The organism is Halomonas sp. R57-5 (assembly GCF_900070345.1).
Classification (GTDB): domain Bacteria; phylum Pseudomonadota; class Gammaproteobacteria; order Pseudomonadales; family Halomonadaceae; genus Vreelandella; species Vreelandella ventosae_B.
Window position 1 is genome coordinate 2,130,724 of record NZ_LN813019.1, and the last position, 19,924, is coordinate 2,150,647.

Genomic DNA, 19,924 nt, shown 5'->3' on the forward strand with positions numbered 1-19,924 from the left:
CTCTTGATACGCTCAATGTGGTTGAGCGCTTACTTGCGTTCGATATGCTGATATTCACCGGCATCGTCAGTCGCATTGCTGACTACGATGATGGCGATGAAGGACGCGATGAAGCCAGGAATAATCTCGTACACGCCAGGGCCACCCAGGAATTCACCGTTCCAGCCCAGTGAGATCCAGATCATGACGGTGAGAGCACCCACGACCATGCCTGCGATGGCGCCATTGCCATTGGTGCGTGACCACATCAACGACAAGATAATCAACGGGCCAAACGCGGCGCCGAAGCCTGCCCAAGCGTTACTGACCAGCCCCAGAACCTGGGAGTTTTCGTCAGAGGCAATAATCGCTGCCACAATGCCCACAAGTACTACACAGACGCGGCCTACGGCGACACACTGCGCTTCCGTTGCATTCTTGTGCAGGAAAAGGCGATAGAAGTCTTCGGTCAGTGACGAAGACGCCACCAGAAGCTGGCTTGAAACGGTGCTCATAACCGCTGCAAGCAGTGCCGCATAGAGGAAGCCGGTAATCAGCGGATGGAACAGTAGATCTGCCAGGATGATAAAGATCGTTTCCGGATCTTGGACATCAATACCGTTGCGGATCGCATAGGCCCGGCCGAAGATGCCCAAAGAAACGGCACCAATCAGCGAGATAAGCATCCAGCCCATGCCAATGTTGCGGGCAATGGGCACATCCTTGAGTGTACGGATCGCCATGAAGCGCACAATGATGTGCGGCTGGCCGAAATAACCCAGGCCCCAGGTCACAGCCGACAGCCACCCGATGAAGGTCAGCCCCGACGTCCAGGAAAGCAGGGTGGGATCGACTTCATTCAGGGTCTGCGTGGCCTGCGATAAACCGCCGCCACCTTCGCCAAACAGCACCACCGCTGGCATGATCACCAGTGCCAGCATCATGATGCAGCCTTGCACGAAGTCCGTCATGCTCACGGCCAGGAAGCCACCAACAACCGTATAAATAAGCACCACGCCCAGAGTGATCATGACGCCCATGGCGTAGTTGCTCATGTCGCCGAAGTTGTAAATGCCAGTAAACGCGCTTTCAAACAGCTTGCCGCCAGCCACCAGGCCTGAGGCGGTATAGACTGCGAAAAAGATCACGATAACGATGGCAGACACTGTGCGCAGCGACATGGAACGGGTGGGGAAGCGGTTTGCCAGAAAAGCAGGGATGGTAATCGCGTTGCCGTAGTGAACGGTCTGTTCACGTAGACGAGGGGCGACCAGAATCCAGTTGAATAACGCCCCCACGAGCAAACCAATACCGATCCAGGCGGAACCTAAGCCAGATACGAACATTGCCCCAGGCAAGCCCAACAGCAACCAGCCGCTCATATCCGACGCACCGGCCGACAGGGCAGCTACTTTTGGGCTGAGGGTACGACCACCCAGCATGTAATCTTCGGAGGAAGAGGTGGATTTGCGCATCGCATAAATACCGATGGCGACCATGAGCGCAAAATACGCTATGAGACTGATCCAAACACCAATAGCCATGTAATTTCTCCAGTTCGTCAGGACGGAATTAGCTCCGACCGGTTAGCGCCGTTACCGTGCAGAATCCGGTAGTGGCCCGCATTATTTTTTTAACTTCGTTTGCTATTACGTTACGAGGCCTAACGAGCGCCTACTAGAGATAGTGTCAGAAAAGTTGATGGCACGTTTATCAGCAATGATCCCACTATTATTTTCGACCATGAGGTAGTTCCCTGTTCAGGAGTTTTGGTTTGTCGTTGATGAGCTACTCACTCATCGCCTAGCGCCAACAGCGACGCGTTCCCGCCTAACGCAGCGGTGTTATTAGTAATCGTTTTTTTCAGTCATAAAGCGTTGCAGATAAAGAACAAATGAGTAACAAGGCGTTTCGCCCAAACCAATAACTGAATGTAGAGTGCCGCCACCTCGAGTGTATGTTGGTTCCGCGGCAAAACGTGTCAATTTCGCGGCAAGAGCAGCATTTATACGACTTTAGTAGAGTTTCTGCTGGCCTGCTAGCGGCCCTAAAACAGCATTTGACGGGCTCATGGCGACCGGTGGTACATCCGCTTGGCGCAGTTTGCGCGGCGACAATCCGTAGCTGCGGCGAAATGCATGGGAGAGCGCGCTTTGATTGGCAAAGCCGGTTTGAATGGCAATATCGGTGAGGGGAAGACGGCTTTGTAGGACCAGTTGGCGGGCCGCATGCAGACGCTGGCGCTTAACGTACTGCCAGGGCGACAGGCCGGTTTGGGCGCGGAAGCAGTCGGAGAAATGGGCTTCGCTTAAACAGGCGAGTCGGGCTAAATCGGCGACGCGCAGGTCTTCGGCGAGGTGCTGACGAATAAAGCGGTTAATGCGCGTCAAATCCAGGCGCTGCTGGTTGCTGTTGGCGGTGGTGCCTAATCGCGCCTTCAGTGAGCCTAGCAGCGTGGCAGCCAAGCGGTCTTGCTGAAAGGAGTTAGTCGAGGTGTCAAACCCTTGAGCAAGTTCGCTTTGCATAAATGCTAAATAGTGTTGCAGCGCGTTATCTAGGCCAAAAAAACGCGGCGCATCAAACAGCGCTACCAATTCGCGGTTTTCACCGGTGAGCGCGGGGGCGTCTTCGGGTAGGTCAAAAATTAATTGCCGATTGTGGCCGTAACCCGAGTAGTAGTGCTCGTGATTAGCAGGCACGATACAGCCCGAAAAGGCATTAACTCTGCCACCTAAGCCTTCAATTTCAAATTCTGATGAGCCACACAGCGTAATCACAATCTGATGAAAGTCATGGGTATGATGGTGCGTTGCGCTGGCTAGCGGAATTTGTCGAATGGTACTGGGCATGCAGGTCTCCTTAATCGCAATAGGTCTGCTGAACCGCTACTGCTCGCGGAGGGCCGTGTGGGCGGATAAATGGTCGCGAAGGGCCTGCAGTTCTGCCTGCCCCTCTTGATTGAGTAACGGTTTGCCTTGAGCAATCATCCAGCGTCGCCCGTGCTGCTCCATCAAGTGCGCGGCACGGCGTCTAATGCCGTCCAGGTACTCATTGTGTCGAATAGGGTAACCGATCATCGCATTCCACTCGGTTTCGCTTACTTGGCTGTTGAGCGCTTTATCAAACAACGCCAGTAAGTCCTTGGGTTCTGTGCGGTAGCGGGGGGTACTTGAGGTCATTAGCACCAGCATTACCGCACCAATCACCAGCAAACACACTCCCAACACCAATAGATACAGCGCCATTCGCGGTGCTCCCAGGCATCATTAATTAAAAAACTGCCCCTAAATTATACGCTTGACGCCGCCTGGGTCGAAATTTTTACTTTTTTGCGAACTTTTCCTTCATCGCGTGTCTGAGTATGTACAGGCAACATCGCGATAGCAGTCGCTAAAGTTGTTGTTCTGGCTCTATTGTTTTGATCCCTTGCCTCCGCTACTCACTGAGTAGCGGCTTTTTTTTGGCTGAAGATTTTTCTGTCGAATGCTTACCTAGAACGTTTAACAGCCCTGCTAATGGCGGCGTATAGCTAATAGTGCTATCAGGATATCACGTCGTGTCACGATTCCTMCCAGCCGCTGCTGCTCAACCACCGGGTAGACTTTAGGTTTTGAGCCAAGCATCTCCTGGGCCAAGTCGGTTATGCTTTTAGTGGGGGAGACGCTGAGCACTTCGTGGCGCATCATCTCTTTTACCAATGGTGCTTCGTCATCATGGTAAATACTGTCCAGCACACGGCCCATAACATCCTGTTCTGAAATAAAGCCAATTAAACGATCGGCATCATCCACGACCGGCGCGCCGGGCAGGCGGTGCAGTGCCAGTCCTTTAGCCAAGGTGGTGACCGAGGCGTTGGGTGAGACACGGTAGCAATCCCGGGACATGATATCGCGGACAATGCTGGGGGTTGCTCTATTCATCATGGACACTCCTTGCTCATCGTAGTAATCGCTATGGCAAGCAGGGCATCGCAAGCAAAGCGATCTGGTCTAGGTGCTAAAGTAGCAGCGACTCTTTCACTGTAGGTGATTTAATCCGCAGTGTTTTGTCTGCAAGTCGTCTTTATTCAACGCTGTAATTACTGAATTTTCTGAGCCGTTAATTTTCTAACCACTCAAATGATCTGTAAATTAACGCATTAAGGAGCCACCCATGGATGCACGTGAGTACTTAAATCGCAAAGGGGTGGGGCTTGACCGAGACCCTGACCGGCCGAACACCTTGGAGGAGAAAGCCTGGGAGCGTGCGCGGGGTTCCGGGCACCAACGGCCAAAATCGGGGACGCCTCACGATTGGGAAGATTGGGAGCGTCACCACGATGATCTTGCTGAAGGGGCTGAAACCCTAGAGCAGAAAATTGATAAAGAGGCCCATCGGCTTGCCCAAGAGCGGGCCGCTAAGGCCGCAGCTGAGCGCGCTTCCAGCACTGTGGAGCACTTCACACCGCCGCCCAACGCTGAATCAGTGGCTGCACAGGTCGAACCCCCCGAAGCGACTCCTGGGCCGCAAGCAGAGCAAGCAGTGCCAGAGCCTGGCGCGTTAAAGCTTGCCTATTATGCTTTGGCGTTACTCCTGCCTCCGCTGGCGGTGGGTTTAACCCTGGGGGGCGGCAAACGTGTAGGCTTAGCCGTGCTACTCACGCTAGCAGGATGGCTGCCTGGCGTGGTGTATGCGGTTTGGTGGTTGCAGCGGCGTTAACTAACGCCCCCTAAAGACGTTTACCGCTTGGCAGCCTCATCCAAGTGCGTATAATCCGCGTAAACTAAATAATAGATTGAGGTTTACGATGGGTTGTCTGATCGGCGTCACTGCCCTATGGGCCTTCTCCTTTTCGCTGATAGGGGTTTATCTAGCGGGCCAGGTCGACAGCTACTTCGCGGTGCTCCTGCGGGTAACGCTTGCTACGCTGGTGTTCTTGCCGTTTTTACGCCCCAGCCTGCTGCGTGGTAAACAGCGGCTGGCGCTGATGGGTTTAGGCGCCATACAGCTGGGGGTGATGTACACCTTCTTCTATCAATCCTTTTTGCTGCTATCGGTACCTGAAGTCCTGCTGTTTACTATCTTTACGCCTATTTATATTGCGCTGCTGGATGATCTGCTGTTTGGGCGCTTCACGCCGATCTATATTGTGACCGCGCTGCTCGCTGTAGTCGGGGCGGGGGTTATTCGCTATGACGGTGTTGATAGCGGTTTCTGGGCAGGCTTTTTAGTCGTGCAGGGGGCAAACCTCTGCTTCGCGCTTGGCCAAGTAGGCTATCGTCGCCTAGCCGCTGATTTACCGCCTACCCTGGCATGGCACAATGTGTTTGGCTGGTTTTTTATTGGCGCGATGGTGGTGGCCCTGCCCGCCTATTTACTCTTTGGTAACAGCGCGGCACTGCCGACCACGTCACTACAATGGGGCGTACTCGCATGGTTGGGGCTAGTAGCGTCTGGTGTGGGCTATTTCGCCTGGAATCAGGGTGCCACCAAAGTGGATGCAGGCACACTGGCCATTATGAACAATGCGCTGGTACCGGCGGGTCTAATCGTCAACCTAGTGATTTGGAACCGCGATGCGGATATCCCCCGTTTGTTGCTGGGTGCGCTGATCATGGCAGCCTCACTATGGCTCAATCATTGGKGGTGTCAGCGCCGTCAAGTGGCCGTTAGCTAAGCCTGTTTGCCCGATAGCAGAGGTGTCTCCATAATGGCGACTTACGTTAGCGAGAGTCGGCCCATGAGCAACACCTTATCAGCAGACGCTAAGCCAGGGACTGTATCCCCCTCCGGCGATCAATCAAGCAGGCCCTTTAAAACTATCGGGCTGATTGGTCGGCTGGGGAGCGACAAAGTGGTCGACTCCCTCCAGCGTCTGGTGACCTACCTGACTGCCCATGATTATTCGGTGTTGGTGGAAGACCGCACCGCCACTGCCTTGCCGCACCACGGCCAACCGGAAGCGAGTCGCCGTATGTTGGGTGAGCTGTGCGACTTGGTAATTGTAGTGGGAGGCGATGGCAGCTTGCTGGGCGCAGCACGTGCCCTATGTCGCAGTGGTACGCTGATTTTAGGCGTTAATCGCGGCCGCCTGGGGTTTCTTACCGATATCTCCCCAGATGAGCTGGAAACCCGCGTCAGCGAAGTGCTGGCGGGGGAGTTCGAGGTTGAGCAGCGTTTTTTACTCGATACTGTGCTTTATCGTAATGGCGTTGCCGTGGGTAATGGTGATGCACTGAACGAAGTCGTCCTGCACCCCGGAAAAGCGGTGCGCATGATTGAGTTTGAGCTGTTTATTGATGGCCAGTTCGTGTATAGCCAGCGCAGCGATGGCTTGATTGTCGCGACCCCCACCGGCTCTACGGCCTATGCACTTTCTGGCGGCGGGCCGATTATGCACCCCAAGCTCGATGTGGTGACGCTGGTGCCGATGTTCCCTCATACGCTGTCGAGTCGCCCCATTGTGGTTGATGCCGCCAGCGAAATACGCATTCATATTGGTGAAACCAATCAATCCTATCCGCACATCAGCTGCGATGGACAGACCCGGGCGGTGGCCAAACCCAACGATGTGTTGGTGATTACCCGCAAGCCTGAGCGTGTCCAACTGGTGCATCCCATCGGCCATAATTTCTACGAAGTGTTGCGCAGCAAATTAGGCTGGAGCAATCGGCTGGGGGATTGAGTATGGAGGGCTACGACCTTATTGGGGATGTTCACGGCTGCGGCGCTACGCTTGCCTCGCTGCTGGAAAAACTGGGTTATCACCAGCGCAACGGCGTGTATCGCCACCCCCGGCGCAAAGTGATATTCCTGGGCGACCTGATTGATCGCGGCCCAAGAATTCGTCTGGCGGTCACCATTGCCCGACGAATGGTCGAGCAGGGCGAGGCGTATATTGTCATGGGCAATCACGAATATAACGCCCTGGCCTATACCCACCCAGGACCCGCTGGTAGCCACAAACGCTGGTTGCGCGAGCATACGCCGCGGCATAATCGTATTATTCAAGACACCCTAGAGCAGTATCGCGACTTCACTAATGAGTGGGAAGACACCCTGGCGTGGTTTAAAACCATCCCGCTGTGTTTAGAAATCGATGGTATCCGCGTGGTGCATGCCTGCTGGGATGAGACGCTGATTGATGAGCTTAAACAGCGCCGCCCAGATGGCTGCATGGACACCCAGTTTCTGATTGAGTCCACCGACCCCACCACCCAGGCGTTTCGGATCTTAGATCGCCTCACCCGAGGCCCGCATGTCTCGCTGCCCGCGGGCATTGCGATACACTCCGGTGATGGCTTTACGCGGAAAAGTTTTCGCGCTCACTTCTGGGCCGAGGCTCCAAAGCAGTGGGGAGATGTGGTCTTCCAGCCGGATAACTTGCCCGGTGATCTTGAAACCCGCGAATTGACCGACGAAGAACGACAGAAACTTAGCTATTACGGGCCAGAGCAGCCGCCGCTGTTTATCGGTCACTATTGGTGCGAAGGCATACCGGCACTGCCGGCCCATAATATTGCCTGCCTGGACTATAGCGCCGTCAAATATGGGCGTTTAGTGGCTTATCGTTGGAGTGGTGAGTCGGTCTTAAATGCTGATCATTTTGTCTGGATTAAAGTGCCAAAAGAGGAGCGGGCGCTGCCTAAACCCTGGGAAATCGACTTTGATTAACCGCGCCGATTAACAAATGTTTCTTTTTATTACATAAAATTACATATTTTTTTCAAAACGGCTGAACTAACCCTGCCGTCGGCTATCTGAGTAAGTGTTCCCTTGAATGATCCCTTGCTTTTATTCTCCGGCGGTCCCCACCGCCGGTTTTTTTTCGCCTGTATGTTGGCAGCCGTGCGGTACATTCAGTCGTTATCTTCAATAGCTACCCGCTGCGGTCAGCATGACGTCAGCGCTTTGATTAGAGGGATGTTATGCATCCAGTGATGCTTCTGCCCGATCACGCGGATACGAGCAAACTGCGCCAGGCGCTTTGGCGCCATCGCATTGGCCACCGCATTACCGATGAGGCCGACGGCCAACTGCTATGGGTCGCCGACCCGCGCCAACTAGATGCGCTTAAAGCCTTGGTTGAACGCTGGCAGCAGGGGGAACCCCTGGTGCTCCAGCAGCCTAATCAGCATCCACGCACGATGGCCAACTCCTTGGCTGCGCTAAAACAAGTGCCGGTGACGGCGCTGATGATTGTGATTAGCCTGGTGATATTTGCACTGATTAGTGTTTTTGGCGACCAGTTGATTGTTACTTTAACCATCGTGCCGATAGGTATTTCGGGTGGTGAACTTGTGTTCGGCAACCTGACGCAAACGCTTACCTCCGGGCAAGTATGGCGCTTGCTATCGCCCGCTTTTCTGCACTTTGGCTGGATGCATTTAATCTTCAATTTGATGTGGGTGTGGTATTTCGGTCGCCAGGTCGAGGCCCTACAGGGCAGCCGTACCATGCTACTGCTGCTTGTTGTGGCGGGCATTGGCGCTAATGTGGCGCAGTACGCAACCGGTACCGTGCTATTTGGTGGCATGTCAGGCGTTGTTTACGCCTTGCTGGCCCACGTTTGGTTGATGTCACGACGGGTTCCCCAAAGTGGCTTCTTTGTGCCCCAGATGTTGGTGGTATTTATGCTGGGGTGGATGGTGTTCMCCATGACCGATATGGCGGGCAGCGTTGGCTTTGGCAATGTCGCTAATGAAGCGCATTTGGGCGGTTTACTCGTGGGGCTGGTCACAGGCTGGTATTATTCATCCCGCCGTTTGAAAAATCGTTAAGAGGCCTGCAATGAGCGAAATGACGTTCGAAAAAATGATCAATCAGATGACCCCAGCGATTTACGAGAGCCTTAAACAAGCCGTATCGCTGCGTAAATGGCCCGACGGTCGCCGCTTAACGCCGGAGCAGACCGAACTCTGCCTAGAAGCCGTTATGCGTTTTGAGGCGGAGAATAACGTGCCTGAGGAGAACCGCGTTGGGTATCTAGAGCAGCGTACCTGCGGGGCGGCGGCTACCGGTGCTGGCGTAACGCCTGAAATGGCCGGCTTGGCACGGGATGCCACGCGTGATTGAAGCGGCAGTACCGGGCTTTTCAGTACAGGGCTGTTTAAGCAAAATGGCGGCAGCGCTACCTGGCCGCCAAGACCAGCCAGTGGTTTACCACTTGCGCGCGGGTGAGCACCGTGTTGCGCTTAACGAGCGTATCGGTGAGCCGCTTAGCTTGCGTTGGACGGGTGCCATTGCCTGTACCCACTGTGGGCGGGCGACCAAGAAAAGCTTTGCCCAGGGCCACTGCTACCCCTGCTTCAAGCGGCTAGCCCAGTGCGATACCTGCATCATGAAGCCGGAAACTTGCCACTATTTCCAAGGCACCTGCCGTGAGCCGGAGTGGGGCGAGCGGCACTGCTTCCAGCCGCATATTGTCTATTTGGCTAATTCGTCGGGGCTCAAAGTCGGCATTACTCGCAAAACCCAAATGCCTACCCGTTGGCTGGATCAAGGCGCGATTCAGGCGCTGCCGATTCTTGAAGTGGATACTCGTCAGCAGTCCGGCTTTGTCGAAATGCTGTTTAAACAGCAGGTGGCTGACCGTACCAATTGGCGTGCGATGCTCAAGGGCGATGTCGAAACCATGGATTTAAGCGCCGAGCGTGATCGTTTGCTGACTTTGCTAGCCGATGGATTGAACCAACTGCGTGAGACCCATGGCGCGGAGGCGATTCGCACGCTGGAAGCGGTGCCGCAGCATTTTCACTACCCCGTCAGCGTTTTCCCCAAAAAAGTGGTCTCGCATAATTTTGATAAACAGCCGCTGGTGGAAGGCGTGCTGCACGGCATCAAAGGGCAGTATTTGATCCTTGATAGCGGGGTGATTAATCTCCGCAAATTCACGGGTTACGAGATACAAGTGAGTTAGGCGGCTAGCCAGATGAGGGKGTTTTGACTAAGGTTAGGGAGTGATCTGATCCCGCCTTATGCAACGCAAGGAAGCCCCGATGCCTTGGCTTAAACTGCTTCACATTGCCGCGCTAGTGATCTGGTGCGGCTCACTGCTTTATTTGCCTGCCTTACTCAGCCAGGCACTGCAACTGCGCAAAGACGCGGGCTTCGCCCAGGGCACGCCGCCCATGCCGCGCTTCTTTTATAACTCTATTGCTACCCCAGCTGCCCTGGTGGCGATTACCTCAGGCACGCTGCTGTTTCTCGTGCATGGCCTGCTGGGCGGATGGCTGATCTTAAAGCTGGGTGCCGTCGTGGCCATGGTGGCTGCGCACGGCTGTTTTGGCTGGTTAATACTGCGCCTTGAGATGGGCCACTACCGCTGGGTTAAGCCCGCCAACTGGACGGCGCTCTGTTTAGCCCTGGCAGGCATTCTAAGCGTGCTGGGGTTTGTGTTAGCAAAACCACTGGATTGGAGCTAACACGATGACTTTTAACGTATTAGCGTTAATCCTCAACCTCGACACCCACCGCGTGTTCATACACCAGCTGGCCACCCAGCCAGCCCGCCAGGGCGATCAACGCCGCCGTGACCAGCGAGACCGCCAGCCCCCAGGGCAGAATCGCGCTGGGGTCGTTGAAGCGCAGCAGCCAGTTCAGCGACGCCAACGAGAGCATGACCACCGCGACGATGGCGTGGCTCCAGCCGGTAATCAGGCGGCGAATGCGCGGCACGGTGACCAGATCGATAATGCCCGCCGTACTGGCAATCCAGCCGCCAAACGCGCCGACGCCTGCCAGCCACAGGCTAGCGCGCAACCAAAAGGGATCGCCGCTCAGCAGGTAACCGATATCGCTTGCCACCAGCGCCATCAGGGCTGCGACGGGAAAGTGAATCATCACGGGATGAAGCGGGTGGCCGGCGAGGGACGCGCGGCTTTTAATCGAGCGCTGACGAGGTTTTGCCATGGTCACTTCCTGTGGGCCGAAACAGCAATTCAAAGGGTAAGACACACTATTCAACGCTTAACCCCGCAGCGGGTCAACTCACTTGGCGTAACGCTAGCGCTGTTTGCGGGGCTGTTGCTAACCGGCTGCGCGGGGGATAAGTCTATTCTAGACCCGGCCGGTCAGGCCGCGTGCGATGTGGTGATGATCTGGTGGGTAATGCTGGGGTTTGGCAGCGTGGTTTTGGTGCTGGTCACCGCTTTTTGGCTGTATACCTTCAAGCGCAAAGAAGTAACGCGAACGCCTGCCGAGGAGCGAACAATAGCTCGTCGCTGGATTATTGGCGGCGGCATTTTGCTGCCGGTGGCAAGCATTACCACGCTACTGGCCTTCGGGGTGCCCACTGGGCAGCGTTTATTGCCGCTACCGTTGGGAGAACCACCGGAAGTCATCGAAGTTATCGGCCATCAATGGTGGTGGGAAGTCCGCTACCCAGGGGCGGAAGGGGGCGAGGTGGTGACCGCTAATCAACTTATTATGCCGGCGGGAGAACCGGTCGATTTTCACGTCACCGGTGCCGATGTGATTCACGCCTTCTGGGTGCCCCGCCTGGGTGGAAAGATCGATATGATTCCCGGGCGGGTGAATAAAATTCGTCTGGAAGCGGATGAACCGGCGGTATTTGGCGCCCAGTGCGCCGAGTTTTGCGGTGCCCAGCATGCCCAAATGCAGCTCTATGTAGAAGCCGTCGAGCGCGACGAGTACGAGGCTTGGCTGGCCGCTCGCGAAACGGACGCATTGTCGTCGCTAGCGGAAAACGATCAACAGCATGAGCCGGCCAGGGAGGCCTTTATGACCCATTGCGCGAGCTGCCATCGGGTAGCGGGACTCTCCTCGGGTGGGGAGGGGCCGGATCTTTCCGATCTTGGCAACCGCACCAGCCTTGGGGCGGGCATTATGGCCATGGAAGAGGGGGCGGTAACCCGCTGGCTACAGCACCATCAAGATTTAAAGCCGGGCAACAAAATGCCGCCCCACGATGATATTGAGACGGCCACCTTGGAGAGCCTGGGTGCTTGGCTGGAGACGCTCACCCCATGACCACTATCAACCGTGAAGCGACCCCCGAAGGCGATAACATCAAAGGTCCCCATCAACTGCACAGCGACTTGCACGACATATGGGGCAATCCGCGGGGCTTAAAAGCCCTCACCATTGTTAACCACACCACGCTCGGCCTACGTTTTATGGTTACCGGGATGGTGTTCTTCTTGATTGGTGGCCTATTGGCCATGCTGGTGCGCACCCAGTTGGCGCTCCCCGATCAAGACTTTATGTCCCCGGATATCTATAACCAAGTCACCACCATGCATGGCACGGTGATGATGTTTCTGTTCGCCATCCCAATGCTGGAAGGGTTGGCGATTTATATGATTCCCAAGATGATCGGCGCCCGTGATCTGGTTTGCCCACGGCTTACATCGCTGGGTTACTGGTGCTATCTGTTTGGCGGCATCATCCTATCGTTTAGTCTGGTGCTAGAAATGGCGCCGAATAGCGGATGGTTTATGTATACCCCGCTAAGCAGCAGCGAGTACTCCCCGGGATTGGGCTCGGATTTTTGGCTGCTGGGTATTACTTTTGTTGAGATCTCCGCGCTCTCTGCCGGGGTAGAACTGGTGGTTTCGATACTGCGTACCCGCACCCAGGGCATGGCGCTGCACAAAATGCCGCTGTTTGCCTGGTATATCCTCGCCATGGCGCTGATGATCGTGGTCGGTTTCCCGCCGCTGATTCTGGGCAGTATTCTATTGGAGCTTGAGCGCGCAGTCGGGATGCCCTTTTTCGAAGTGGCGGGTGGCGGTGACCCGATTCTTTGGCAGCACCTCTTTTGGCTGTTCGGCCATCCTGAGGTTTACATCATTTTCCTGCCTGCGGCGGGCATTGTCTCCACGCTGATACCTGTCTTTGCTGGCCGTCCGATTGTTGGCTATGGCTGGGTGGTGTTTGCCATTGCCGTGACAGGCTTTATCAGTTTTGGGCTTTGGGTTCACCACATGTTTACCGTGGGCATCCCTCAACTGGCCCAGGCGTTCTTCTCCGCCGCCAGTATGTTGGTGGCGGTGCCCACGGCGATTCAGGTGTTTGTGTGGCTGGCCACGCTATGGCTGGGCAAGCCCAAAATGAAACTGCCGATGCTGTGGATCATGGGCTTCCTGATTATCTTCGTGTGTGGTGGCTTGACTGGGGTGATGCTGGCGCTGGTGCCGTTTAACTGGCAGGTGCACGACACCCATTTTGTGGTGGCGCATATGCACTATGTGCTGGTGGGCGGGATGTTCTTTCCGCTGATTGCCGGGCTTTACTACTGGCTGCCGCTGTTTTCCGGACGGATGCCGTCTGAAACCTTAGGCAAATGGGGCTTTTGGCTGACCTTTTTAGGCTTTAACGGCACGTTCTTAATCATGCACTGGACGGGCCTGCTGGGTATGCCGCGGCGGGTTTACTCCTATGAAACGGGCATGGGCTGGGATATTTTCAATCTGCTCTCGTCCATGAGTAGCTTTATTATGTCGGCGGGGATTGCCATGGTGCTGCTCGATTTTGCGCTGCATTTCCGTTTTGGCAAACCCGCTAAGCATAACCCCTGGAATGCTGACACTCTTGAGTGGGCTAACAGCATGCCGCCCAGCGCCTATAACTTTGTCAGCCTACCCAGCGTCGAGACGCGTCATCCGCTCTGGGATAATCCCGACCTGCCACGCACCATGGCAGAAGGGCAGCATAGCCTGGCGGTGGCGACTCACGGCCGCCGTGAAATGTGGGGCAGTGACCCATTAACGGGCAAAGTGCGCGAAATCATTCACCTTCCGGGTAATTCCTGGTGGCCGCTGTTTGCTGCCATGGCGCTGGCGGTTGTATGTATTAGCTTGCTAACGCGCCTTTATCCCTTGGCGGGCATCGCGGTGGTTATCGCTGGGCTATTTTTGCTGCGCTGGTCGTGGGAGAACGGGGCGCATCCAAAAGCCGCCCCGGATGCAGAAGTTGCTCCCGGCGATCCACCACTGCACTCGCGTACCATGGATGGCCCCGGCCTATGGGCCATGTCGATCACGCTAATCGCCAATGGCTCGTTCTTTCTCTCGTATTTGTTTGGTTGGTTTTACCTGTGGACGGTGTCGCCGGAGTGGCGGATGCCTGAGTCTTCACCGCTCTCCTTGCTGGGGTTGATTCTTGCCGGGGCAGCGCTAACCGCTGGCGCAGGAATTCTCGAAAAACTTGTTAGCGGTTTGCGACAGGGTAGGGATGCGGGGCTGGCAGTGGGCATGTATGGCATCAGTGCCCTTGGATTTGTGCAGGTAGCGATGACGCTGTGGGTGCTGTTAAGTGCAGACTTGGCAGTGACCGAGACCTCCCATGATGCAATCATCATGGTTGGCTTAGCCTATGCGCTGCTACATGGCGGTTTAGGCGCCGTGCTTGCCCTGCTTCAAGGCCTGCGGGTGGGCTATGGCTATGTGGGTGCTCATGCGCCTTTCGAACCCGCTGTGGTTGCCCAATGGTGGCGCTATAACCTGGTGACCTTCTGGATACTCGTGGGCGCGCTTGCCGTGTTGCCTCGTGTAATAGGGAGCTAATCTGATGTGGAAACCGCCTACAATGCAGCGCCTACACCTTACCCATCCACTACATTTCGTCATTGGCCTAACGCTGTGGTGTATCTGGTTTATAGTGGTTTATGGTGGGCATGCGGTTGCCTGCGCAGTCGCACCGCCTGCTCCCGAGCAGGGCGTATTCACCCTGGTGAGCGCTATGCTGCTTGCCGTCAGTGTCGCAGCGATTGCGTTACTGACGGCATTAACGGTGGGCTGCTGCCAGATGGCCAAGCGCCAGGTCGGGCGGCTGCGTTTTAATGCTTCGGTGTCCGCCGGGCTGTATCTTTTCTCTACCTTAGGCGTTGTGTTTGCGGCAATGCCGATTATCGGCATTCCGCCTTGTTTGTGAGTGGCATGACTGACGGCAACGCGGAAAATCTCTATACCCTCCACGGTATGTGGTGCACCAGTTGCGCCCTAGCCGTGGAGGGTTCGCTTAAGCGGCTTGAAGGCGTGCGTGAGGTTAGCGTGCACTACCCAAGCGCAACGCTTTGCATCAGCGGCACGCCTGCCGCTACCCAGCTCTCGAATCTCGCTGCAAAGGTTAAGCGTCTGGGCTACCGACTGACGGAGCTTGAGCCGGTGGCGGACGCCCATGCGCGTTTAGAAGAGGAGAGCCGCTACTTAACGCTTAGACTAATGGTCGGCTCGTTGTTCGGCATGTGGACGATGCTGGCTTCTCTACTGATCTACGCCGGTGCGCTGCCAAGCGAGCAGGTTGAGCAGGTAGTCGCTTGGGTTTCAGGGGCGTTTTCACTGCCCGTTGTGCTGTTTGCCGGCGTGCCGTTTTACCGGGCTGGGTGGCGCACGCTGCTCGCCAAGCGCCCCGGTATGGATGTGCTCGTCAGCCTTGGTGTTATTGGCGCGGTGACGGTGTCGGTATGGCTGCTATGGCGCGGCTCTGCAGAGGTCTACTTTGATACGGCGGTAATGCTGATCGTGCTTTTACTCGTTGGGCGGCTGGTGGAAACGCTGTGCCGCCACCGGGGGTTAAAAGCATTGGATGCCCTGACGCTGCCGGACGTGAATATCACTGCTTGGCAAGAGGAAGCCTGGATATCGCTGCCCGTAGATGACGTGAAAACGGGAATGCGCGTTGAGCTAGCGCCCGGTGCGATGGTGGCTCTCGACGGCACCCTTGAAGAGCCCGGCTGGATCGACACCGCCTCACTGACTGGGGAAAGCTTGCCGCGACATTTTCAAGCAGGGCAGAAGGTATACGCGGGCTGCCGTTATTTGGGTGCCACGCCTATCGTCATGCAGGTCAGCGCTGGGGTAGGCCAGCGGCGACTGGATCGGCTGTGTGATGAAATGCGCCGCTATCAGGCCAAAAAAGGTGAACTGCAGAAGCTCGCTGACCGTTTTGCCGCCTGGCTAAGCCCGCTAGCACTAGGGCTCGCGTTACTGACACTGCCCGCTGCACTGTTATTCGGGTTGGGGTGGGAGGATGCCTTAGTGCGCGCGCTTTCCGTATTAGTCGTGGCATGCCCCTGCGCCGTCGGGCTTGCAGTACCGCTGGCAAGCCTGGCAGGGAGCGGTCAGGCAATGCAGCAAGGGATTGCACTGCGCGACCCCGCCGCGCTTGAAACCCTGGCACGTATTCGCTCGGTCGCACTGGATAAAACCGGCACTCTGACCACCGGTAGCCACGCAGTGCTTCACTGGCAAGCGCGTGAGGGTGTTAATGAACAGGTGTTACAACGCAAGCTCAGCGCCGCCGTTGCGGGCAGCGAACACCCCTTAGCACAAGCGCTCGCTCGCTGGGCGAGTAACCCAGGCGATCAGCGACCTGAACAGTGTATAGAGGTCAACGAATCGCCTGGGGAAGGACGCCGCGTGCAGTTAAGTAGCGGCGAATGGCTGACGGTAGGCAGTGCCAATTGGTTGGCTCGCCAGCGTATCGTGCTGCCTGCCCAAGCGGAGGACGCAACGCTGGCCTTTGCTTCTCAAGTGGTGATAGCTGATAAGGTGGGTTGGCTAGCCACGCTCTATCTCACTGATCAACCGGTGGGCGACGCCGAGCCTAGCGTGAAACATCTGTTAGCGTCAGGGTATGTGGTGGCGATGATTAGTGGTGACCGGCAGGGCGCGGTGAGTTGGTTAGGCGAGCGTGTGGGGCTTGCCCGTGAAGCTTGCTATGCACAGCGCTCGCCGGAAGCGAAAGCGCGTTTATTGCGGGGGCTACCATCGCCAACGCTCTACGTGGGGGATGGCTTAAACGATACCTTGAGCCTGGCCGCAGCAGATGTGGGTATCGCGCCACTAAGTGCCAGCGAAACCGCCCGGGAGGGGGCTGCTGCCCAGCTTATGGCACCAGGAATTGGCGGGGTAGTGAAACTGCTTGGCATTGCCCAACGCACCCGGCGCATCATGGCTCAAAACCTGTTCTTTTCAGCGCTGTATAATACTCTGGCGCTCGGTTTGGTGGTCGTGATGGCAATACCCCCGCTAATCGCGGTGCTCGCCATGGCAGCAAGCTCGCTGACAGTTACCCTTAACGCTGCACGATTAGCCTGGGCTGAGCCGGATTAAGAGGGCTAACTAAATGAAGAGAGCTAAATGGAATAGCCAAGTGCCTGTTTAAGCCGCTCTGCATTGGTAGCCACCCAACGTGGATCAATCGCGCCCCAATTACGTATCTGGTAGCGGCCAATGTTGTGGCGCTCGCCGTCATCTTTAGTAAATACACACTCGATATCCAACTCGGCCAGGGAGGCGATCGTATCCTGGGCGGTGCGCCGGGGCATACCGGTGGCCTCGATCAACGCAGGCACGCTGGCAGCACCTTGTTCGATCAAATGGGCGACGTATAAACGGCGGTAAAAACTTGATTTGGTTTTGCTAAGAGCGGGCATTGGGCTTCCTTTTCAGCTAATTGTTGCATATGCCGCTTAGCTTAAATGAATAAATCCTGCTGCGCTCGTGGCGGGCGAAAATCCCGTGTATTCAAGCCCTGCTCGGTGCGATCCTGCATGTTCCACTGGCGGCTGGCACGGGCAAAGCGCTGGGCGATTAAATCCGCAAATACCCCTTCACCGCGAAAGCGCTTACCAAACTTGGCATCGTACGCCTTACCGCCACGGCACTGACGTATTAGGCTCATCACTTTCGCAGCGCGCTCTGGGTAGTGTGCTTCTAACCACGCTTCAAAAAGCGGCGCCACTTCATAGGGTAAGCGCAGTAGCATCCAGGCGGCAGTGCGCGCCCCTGCACGGCTGGCAGCTTCCAAAAGGTTTTCGATTTCATGATCCGTCAGTCCCGGAATAACTGGCGAAATCAGCGTACCTACGGGAATGCCCGCGGTATTCAGTTCCCGAATGGCTCGTAAGCGCGCCTGGGGAGATGCCGCCCGCGGCTCTAATGTGCGTTTCAAGTTGGCATCCAGGCTAGTCAAACTAACAAATACGCGCACCAGCCGGTGCTCAGCCATTTCGGCCAGGAGTTCTAAATCGCGCAGCACTAAGGTGCTTTTGGTCACTAGCGTTACCGGGTGGCGACACTTCAGTAGCAGCTCAAGTAACTGCCGAGTGGTTTGATGTTTGGCTTCAAGCGGTTGGTAGCAGTCGGTGTTGCCGGAAAGGTTGATGGGGCGGCACACATAGTTGGGATGACAAAGCTCTTCAGTTAACCGCTCCACTAAACCGCTGCGGGCAATCAATTTGGTTTCAAAATCCAACCCCGGCGACAAATCCCAGTAGGCGTGGGAGGGGCGGGCATAGCAGTAAACGCAGCCGTGCTCACAGCCACGATACGGGTTTAGTGATCGATCAAAGGGTAAATCCGGCGATTTGTTCCAGGAGAGTGCGCTTTTGCTGACTTCCTCACGTACTTCGGTGGCGATAGTGGTGGATGTTTCCTCCCGCCACCAACCGTCGTCTTCCGCATTGCTTTGGGTGGGCGCAAAACGGTTATGCGGATCGTACGTTGCCCCGCGACCTTTACGCACGGCTGACGCATGAGACGCTTGTTCGGGAGTCGTCATTGGCCACCTCACCTCTAAATGCTATTGATGTATGCATATGGTTATATATACAGTATATGGCGTTTATAAAAAGACGCAAGCAGAGGGGTAGGAGCTTAAATGCTAAATTCGGGGGATGAACAGACGCTCCGTTATTTCATACTCTTAACTAGGGCCTGTTGGCGTTTCACTCACGGCCACGCTGGCGCCCATATTGAAAGAGGCGATATGACCTATGGAGCTGCAACCACATTTTGAGCTGATGGCATCCTATAACCAGTGGATGAACACCAAGGTATACGATGCTGCCAGCAGGCTGACGACCGCTGAGCTTAGCGAAGAGCGTGGCGCTTTCTTCGGTTCGATTTTTGGCACGCTAAATCATGTTGTGGTCGCCGATACCATTTGGCTTAAGCGGTTTGCAGCGCATCCCGCGTCTAGCGCAAGAACGCTTGCGGTAATAGTCGACCTCCCTACGCCACAGCGGCTTGATGAATTGATGTTTGATGACTTGGAAGGCCTGAAAGCGCATCGCCGATGGCTTGATACTGTAATTATTAACTGGGTGGGCGCGCTAACTGATGACGATTTGAGTACCACGCTGAGTTATCACAACACAAAAGGAGTGGCCTCAAAACGACGCTACTCAAGCCTGATTCTCCACTTCTTCAATCACCAAACCCACCATCGCGGACAGGTATCTACTTTATTCTACCAAGCCGGGGTGGACATTGGTGTCACCGATCTGCTGGCGCTGATTCCGGACGAAGCATCAATATGATGTTTAACCACCTTATATGGTGGAAAACGGTGAAGGGAGAAAGGCCATGCATATTAGATATATGTATACTGAAGATCATTGATAGCGGTCACTTACATTGAAAGGTTTCACATTAATTAAGACGGTTGCGAGCACTAGATGATCAAGCTAGAAAAACTTGATGCAGCGGATGTGGCTGAAGTGCGCAACATCGCGGTGCGCGATGATCAGGTGAAATTTGTGGGGACCGCTAAGGAGTTTCTCACTGATCGACATGAAGCGACGCATCTGCATGTGATTAAGCACGATGACCAGTTGGTAGGATGCTTCAAAATCGATATAGCCTACGCTGATGACTATGATTTTTGTACGGAAGGCAGCATAGGCCTACGCGCGTTTTTCATTGACGCCAAGCAGCAGGGTAGAGGGCTTGGGACGTTGGCGGTAAAAGCGCTGTTTCCCTACCTAAAAGAAAACTATGCGAATTATCCCCGAATCTACCTGACGGTGAACGCCAAGAACCCTGCGGCTCACACCTGTTACCAAAAGGCGGGCTTCCATGAAACAGGTGAGCACTACCTGGGCGGGGCTGCGGGGCCTCAACATATAATGTATTGGGACCTCCAGTGATCAGAACGTTTACCCCAAGCGATAGTGAGTCAGTTCTGACTTACTAGTTCGTTGATGTTATGTAGCTTG

At 55.5% G+C, this 19,924-nt stretch carries 21 protein-coding genes; 14 read left to right on the forward strand and 7 right to left on the reverse strand.

Annotated features, from left to right (window positions below; genetic code table 11):
* Window positions 1-29: 29 nt before the first annotated feature.
* The 4 genes from putP to HALO_RS09750 all read right to left on the reverse strand — a co-directional run bounded on the left by putP (window position 30) and on the right by HALO_RS09750 (window position 3,899).
* Window positions 30-1,523, reverse strand: coding sequence for a sodium/proline symporter PutP (gene putP, locus HALO_RS09735; RefSeq protein ID WP_035580246.1), 1,494 nt, complete (start codon window positions 1,521-1,523; stop codon window positions 30-32).
* 471 nt (window positions 1,524-1,994) lie between these two features.
* Window positions 1,995-2,828, reverse strand: a complete 834-nt coding sequence (locus HALO_RS09740) for an AraC family transcriptional regulator (RefSeq protein WP_035580243.1) — start codon at window positions 2,826-2,828, stop codon at window positions 1,995-1,997.
* 36 nt (window positions 2,829-2,864) lie between these two features.
* On the reverse strand, window positions 2,865-3,224 hold the full coding sequence (locus HALO_RS09745; protein WP_035580240.1) for a hypothetical protein: 360 nt from the start codon (window positions 3,222-3,224) through the stop codon (window positions 2,865-2,867).
* Between the two features lie 267 nt (window positions 3,225-3,491).
* Complete coding sequence (locus tag HALO_RS09750; RefSeq protein ID WP_050714156.1) at window positions 3,492-3,899, reverse strand: CBS domain-containing protein; 408 nt, start codon at window positions 3,897-3,899, stop codon at window positions 3,492-3,494.
* Window positions 3,900-4,131: 232 nt separating this feature from the next.
* Here HALO_RS09750 and HALO_RS09755 point away from each other — a divergent pair, with 232 nt between their 5' ends.
* The 8 genes from HALO_RS09755 (at window position 4,132) to HALO_RS09790 (ending at window position 10,382) form a co-directional block, all read left to right on the forward strand.
* Window positions 4,132-4,677 carry a YqaE/Pmp3 family membrane protein gene (locus HALO_RS09755; RefSeq protein ID WP_035580237.1) on the forward strand — a complete coding sequence of 182 codons (546 nt, stop codon included), beginning with the start codon at window positions 4,132-4,134 and terminating at the stop codon, window positions 4,675-4,677.
* Window positions 4,678-4,765: 88 nt separating this feature from the next.
* Entirely contained in the window at window positions 4,766-5,635 is an 870-nt protein-coding gene (locus tag HALO_RS09760; RefSeq protein WP_050713374.1) for a carboxylate/amino acid/amine transporter, read from the forward strand.
* A gap of 63 nt (window positions 5,636-5,698) precedes the next feature.
* Complete coding sequence (locus HALO_RS09765) at window positions 5,699-6,643, forward strand: NAD(+) kinase (protein WP_035580231.1); 945 nt, start codon at window positions 5,699-5,701, stop codon at window positions 6,641-6,643.
* 2 nt (window positions 6,644-6,645) lie between these two features.
* Window positions 6,646-7,632, forward strand: coding sequence for a metallophosphoesterase (locus HALO_RS09770; protein ID WP_035580228.1), 987 nt, complete (start codon window positions 6,646-6,648; stop codon window positions 7,630-7,632).
* A gap of 254 nt (window positions 7,633-7,886) precedes the next feature.
* Window positions 7,887-8,738, forward strand: a complete 852-nt coding sequence (locus tag HALO_RS09775; protein ID WP_050713375.1) for a rhomboid family intramembrane serine protease — start codon at window positions 7,887-7,889, stop codon at window positions 8,736-8,738.
* Between the two features lie 10 nt (window positions 8,739-8,748).
* Window positions 8,749-9,033, forward strand: a complete 285-nt coding sequence (locus HALO_RS09780; protein WP_035580217.1) for a YeaC family protein — start codon at window positions 8,749-8,751, stop codon at window positions 9,031-9,033.
* A gap of 43 nt (window positions 9,034-9,076) precedes the next feature.
* Window positions 9,077-9,877 carry a DUF2797 domain-containing protein gene (locus tag HALO_RS09785; RefSeq protein ID WP_235208662.1) on the forward strand — a complete coding sequence of 267 codons (801 nt, stop codon included), beginning with the start codon at window positions 9,077-9,079 and terminating at the stop codon, window positions 9,875-9,877.
* A 79-nt stretch (window positions 9,878-9,956) separates the two neighbouring features.
* A complete protein-coding gene (locus HALO_RS09790; protein WP_035580213.1) occupies window positions 9,957-10,382 on the forward strand; it encodes a CopD family protein in 426 nt (141 codons plus the stop codon).
* Window positions 10,383-10,407: 25 nt separating this feature from the next.
* On the opposite strand, the gene HALO_RS09795 is transcribed toward HALO_RS09790, so the two are convergent.
* On the reverse strand, window positions 10,408-10,869 hold the full coding sequence (locus HALO_RS09795; protein WP_035583470.1) for a DUF2231 domain-containing protein: 462 nt from the start codon (window positions 10,867-10,869) through the stop codon (window positions 10,408-10,410).
* Between the two features lie 9 nt (window positions 10,870-10,878).
* Here HALO_RS09795 and coxB point away from each other — a divergent pair, with 9 nt between their 5' ends.
* The 4 genes from coxB to HALO_RS09815 are packed head-to-tail and all read left to right on the forward strand — an operon-like array spanning window position 10,879 to window position 17,036.
* Window positions 10,879-11,949, forward strand: coding sequence for a cytochrome c oxidase subunit II (gene coxB, locus HALO_RS09800; RefSeq protein ID WP_050714157.1), 1,071 nt, complete (start codon window positions 10,879-10,881; stop codon window positions 11,947-11,949).
* Complete coding sequence (gene ctaD / locus HALO_RS09805) at window positions 11,946-14,486, forward strand: cytochrome c oxidase subunit I (RefSeq protein ID WP_035580210.1); 2,541 nt, start codon at window positions 11,946-11,948, stop codon at window positions 14,484-14,486. The genes coxB and ctaD overlap by 4 nt, the downstream gene beginning before the upstream one ends.
* 4 nt (window positions 14,487-14,490) lie before the next feature.
* Window positions 14,491-14,853 carry a hypothetical protein gene (locus tag HALO_RS09810; protein WP_231896835.1) on the forward strand — a complete coding sequence of 121 codons (363 nt, stop codon included), beginning with the start codon at window positions 14,491-14,493 and terminating at the stop codon, window positions 14,851-14,853.
* A gap of 5 nt (window positions 14,854-14,858) precedes the next feature.
* Window positions 14,859-17,036, forward strand: a complete 2,178-nt coding sequence (locus HALO_RS09815) for a heavy metal translocating P-type ATPase (protein ID WP_035580208.1) — start codon at window positions 14,859-14,861, stop codon at window positions 17,034-17,036.
* Between the two features lie 23 nt (window positions 17,037-17,059).
* On the opposite strand, the gene HALO_RS09820 is transcribed toward HALO_RS09815, so the two are convergent.
* Together HALO_RS09820 and HALO_RS09825 are read right to left on the reverse strand one after the other, a co-directional pair.
* Window positions 17,060-17,359 carry a winged helix-turn-helix domain-containing protein gene (locus tag HALO_RS09820; RefSeq protein WP_035580204.1) on the reverse strand — a complete coding sequence of 100 codons (300 nt, stop codon included), beginning with the start codon at window positions 17,357-17,359 and terminating at the stop codon, window positions 17,060-17,062.
* Between the two features lie 41 nt (window positions 17,360-17,400).
* The gene (locus tag HALO_RS09825; RefSeq protein WP_035580201.1) at window positions 17,401-18,486 is read right to left on the reverse strand and encodes a PA0069 family radical SAM protein; all 1,086 of its coding nucleotides are present in this window, start codon (window positions 18,484-18,486) and stop codon (window positions 17,401-17,403) included.
* A gap of 214 nt (window positions 18,487-18,700) precedes the next feature.
* Here HALO_RS09825 and HALO_RS09830 point away from each other — a divergent pair, with 214 nt between their 5' ends.
* Together HALO_RS09830 and HALO_RS09835 are read left to right on the forward strand one after the other, a co-directional pair.
* On the forward strand, window positions 18,701-19,246 hold the full coding sequence (locus tag HALO_RS09830) for a DinB family protein (RefSeq protein ID WP_035580198.1): 546 nt from the start codon (window positions 18,701-18,703) through the stop codon (window positions 19,244-19,246).
* 138 nt (window positions 19,247-19,384) lie between these two features.
* Window positions 19,385-19,855, forward strand: a complete 471-nt coding sequence (locus HALO_RS09835) for a GNAT family N-acetyltransferase (RefSeq protein WP_035580195.1) — start codon at window positions 19,385-19,387, stop codon at window positions 19,853-19,855.
* The last annotated feature ends 69 nt before the right edge of the window (window positions 19,856-19,924 follow it).